At 36.8% G+C, this 3,493-nt stretch carries 4 protein-coding genes; all 4 read right to left on the reverse strand.

All coding sequences use genetic code 11. The features are described 5' to 3' along the window. Positions 1-694: 694 nt before the first annotated feature. On the reverse strand, positions 695-868 hold the full coding sequence (locus HPY74_20400; GenBank protein NSW92969.1) for a tautomerase family protein: 174 nt from the start codon (positions 866-868) through the stop codon (positions 695-697). Between the two features lie 509 nt (positions 869-1,377). Continuing rightward, entirely contained in the window at positions 1,378-1,857 is a 480-nt protein-coding gene (locus HPY74_20405) for a hypothetical protein (protein NSW92970.1), read from the reverse strand. Positions 1,858-2,187: 330 nt separating this feature from the next. Continuing rightward, a complete protein-coding gene (locus tag HPY74_20410; GenBank protein ID NSW92971.1) occupies positions 2,188-2,481 on the reverse strand; it encodes a hypothetical protein in 294 nt (97 codons plus the stop codon). A gap of 507 nt (positions 2,482-2,988) precedes the next feature. Beyond that, positions 2,989-3,493 (reverse strand): MarR family transcriptional regulator (locus tag HPY74_20415; protein ID NSW92972.1); only part of this gene is annotated, 505 nt, incomplete at its 5' end.

A 3,493-nucleotide genomic window follows, 5' to 3' on the forward strand; every position in this document is an offset into this window, starting at 1 on the left:
CTGACAGAGTCACAAATAAAATCGATATTCAACTATAAACTATAACTTGAATTTTCGGATACTTAAAAGGGCTGTTGCAGTTGCAACAGCCTTACAATTTTTGTAAAGTTATCACCATTTTTTAATGTCTGATACCAAAGTCAGGTATTATATCAAATATATAATAAAAGAAGTAAAAAACTTCAATGTTCAACTTTATAATCCGTAATATGATGTTGCGGAACTAAGCACCGGATTTCCGATAACGGTCTAGCGTCTGCAACGTCCATAAGCCGTCCTGGAACCTCAAGGCAAGCATGCCCGGCGAATCGGTGTGGTGTGCTATCTGGACTTAGGTTTTAGAAATCAATTCCTGGACTCAGACCTTGTACACCTTTACACGAGTGCTTTTGTTACATGATGGACTAGGTCCCGCGAAGCTAGAAGCAGACACGGATGTCTACTCTTTTAACAAAACTATCCTATAATGAATCTTTCCATTTTTTCAAATTTACTGTTTACATCCAAATCAATTGTGTTATAATATAAATAAGGACGGCGACGCTTGTTGCTGTAAGGTTTTAGATGGGATTTATTTATTAAAACGGTTTTTATTAAGACCGTTTTTTTCTTTGCTTTTCAGGCTGTGGTCGAAGCAGTTTGCCAGCAATAATTCTTGCCAAAACACTTACTCCTATTGGTATGAATATGTATTTCACACACCAGACAACAGCATAGCCGATGTTAGTGTATAAATCATTATCCATTGTATCCTATCGTCTTCAGGAATTTTAAATGATTCTACTAATGCAGAATGAATGGAATCAAGTAATTTTTTCTTATACTCCTTTGACTTACCGGCAAAAATCTCTGCTCTAACTAATGGCATACAAATCTCTCCTTTGAAATTTATAAAAAACTTAAATCAAAAAACTCTTTAGGAGTACCCAAATATCAACCCCGCCAAGGATGGCGGAACTTTAGCTGTATTGCAACTAACGTCTTGGCTTCACGATGCCGATGAACCGGACCCGCAGAACCCTTCTTCGTAAGCGGTGCTTGCACCCGGTGAAGCGGTATGGCGAGCTTTTCTTCGTGCTCGTACTCCAGAGCCTTGCATCATGCTTTTGCCCTCGAGCCCTTGTGTGAAGCCGTTGTTAAGTGCTGTTGGTCGCCTTCTTTGTTCAGAAGCTGACAGGACCTCAGCTTTGTATCCTTGTATTAAATTAACCTGTTCAGTCATAATTATCGTTCTACGTTAGATTTTACATGTTCAAATGTCCAGTTTTTTGCCTTATCCACAAAAAAGGGCGCACTTAACCTATTTTCTATGGATAACTTTTAAATTTTTATACTTTACTGCTAATACTTTATGCAGTTTTTAAACTCCTCATTAACTTAGGCCGTTTCTCTTTTATCCTTCCTATTGCTAGAACCAGCATCACCAATAGTGCAAGGCTGCATCTTAATTTCATCTTCTTTAAGCCCTCGGATAAAGTGCTTTTCAAATCCATATACATTATCTATCCTGCTGTTTACTCTCTCAGTTGCTGTCCTTGATTTATATTCCCTCTTCCATGCATAACTGGACCTGGCAAGAGGTGTAAACCTTCTTCTGTCTTCCTCAAGTTTTATCCTGACTGACCTGTTATAATAAGGACATTTATCGCACCCTTTACAGCTTATACCTATGCTTTTACAAGGACATATGTATTTTAAAACTTCTCTGTCTTTTTCAAAGCCTCCATATCCCATCAGGTGCCTTTCCCCCATCACGGGATCATAACAATAAATAGTACCGTAATTGTCATACCCTATTATATTGTGCCTTCCTTCAAACATCCGTATTTCATTCTTATCTTCCCAGCCATTTTTCATGTCTATAACAGGTTTTATTTTATGCTGGCCCCAAAGATATTTTATCGTATCAGTATCATCATACCCTCTATCTCCAGTCCAGTATTCACATCTTTCAAATATCTCAAAATGTTCGTTTTCAATCTTTTCTATAAGCTTTTTACCTTCAGGTATCTCAGCTTCACTTGCTTTTGGTATTGCTTCTAACGGTTTTCTGCAGTAAACTTCTCAAAATAAACTGCAGTATAAATTTCCAATTGACAGCCTAACAATTGGACATTTTAAGCAAAAATAAAGCTTATGTCAAAAAACATAAGTTTATGATTTAAGATGACATAACTGATAAGATATTTATTCGACTAAGTCTAAATTGTCAAGGACAGTTTCCTTAATAGCACTTATAATACAAGCTTTGAAGTATTGTTTAGTATTCCTGATATGGTTATTTCCCTTTGCTTGCCTAAACTTGTAAAGAGCCCTGTCTATATGATTTAATTGTAATAGGAATATCAATTCTCTATGGGAGTAAAAGAGCTCTTTAATGACATCTTCAATAATAGGCCGTAAATTATTATCAAAATATGCAACACCTGATGTTTCATATATTTTATTGATTATCGATTGGTCAACCGGGTTATTATTCAAGCAGTATCACTCCTTTCCTTGTTTCCGCCATCACAATGACAGACTGACGGACTTTAATTTCATATATCTTTTTATAATAAAAACATAACTCAACAATCTACAGTTTTAATTGATCAGACAGATCATAAAGGGCAGAAACCACTGTTATTCCATCAACTTGTCCAAGTATATTCAGTTTTCCAATTCGGTTTTAATGATCCTCTTAACCACTATGTCATCAACAATTTTCGTTTTATTCATAAAGCAGTGAAGCAAGCATTTGTCACATATGAGGTTTATCTTTCTTGGTATGCCGGTACTGTAGTCCCTTAAGGTCAAAATTCATCTCAAAGTGGAAAAAAATCAGAATGAAGTTACCTGAATACCAGCTAATTCAGGCACTACAAATTTATAGATACTTCACCCATTTGGTGCTTTATTCTCGTACCGAGAATCCTTGTGTTAAAATTGTTCCCGGCTTCACCTTCATAGTGAAGGGTAAGTCTTTGTCCCAAAAAAGTTGCTATATTATCCGGCTTTACTGAATGTATCGCTGTCCCTTATAATATGGTCATACATCAGGTTTAAGTCTGACTGCTTCCTGAACGCTATGTCAGTAGCATATTCCACTTGCATAACCCTCCATGCATAAAAAGCATTGTCATGCATGACATAGTCAATATTATTCTTCTTAAGCTTTGTCGCAAGCAAGTTGTGTCCGTTCATATAAAACTGGAGCCGGAATGGGCACCAGGTTGGTACCCGTAAATAACAAGGACCCAATTCTTTGTCAATGAAATAAAAATAATAGTGAAGGCTCTTGCTTGTATCCGGCTTCAAAAATCTCTTCCCGCTTGCTTTATCATGCCAGGGCTTATATGTATTGCAAGTCTCCATAGCCGAAAAAATGTATACCAGCCCTGGCTCTTCACCTCGGTCCTTGATGATTTCCTTGATCCTGTCATCTTTCCGAAATGCTCCTGTCTTTCGAATAAATTCAATTTGCAGACCATTTTCCTTTGCTATACGCTCT

The organism is Bacillota bacterium (assembly GCA_013314855.1).
GTDB lineage: Bacteria > Bacillota > Clostridia > Acetivibrionales > DUMC01 > Ch48.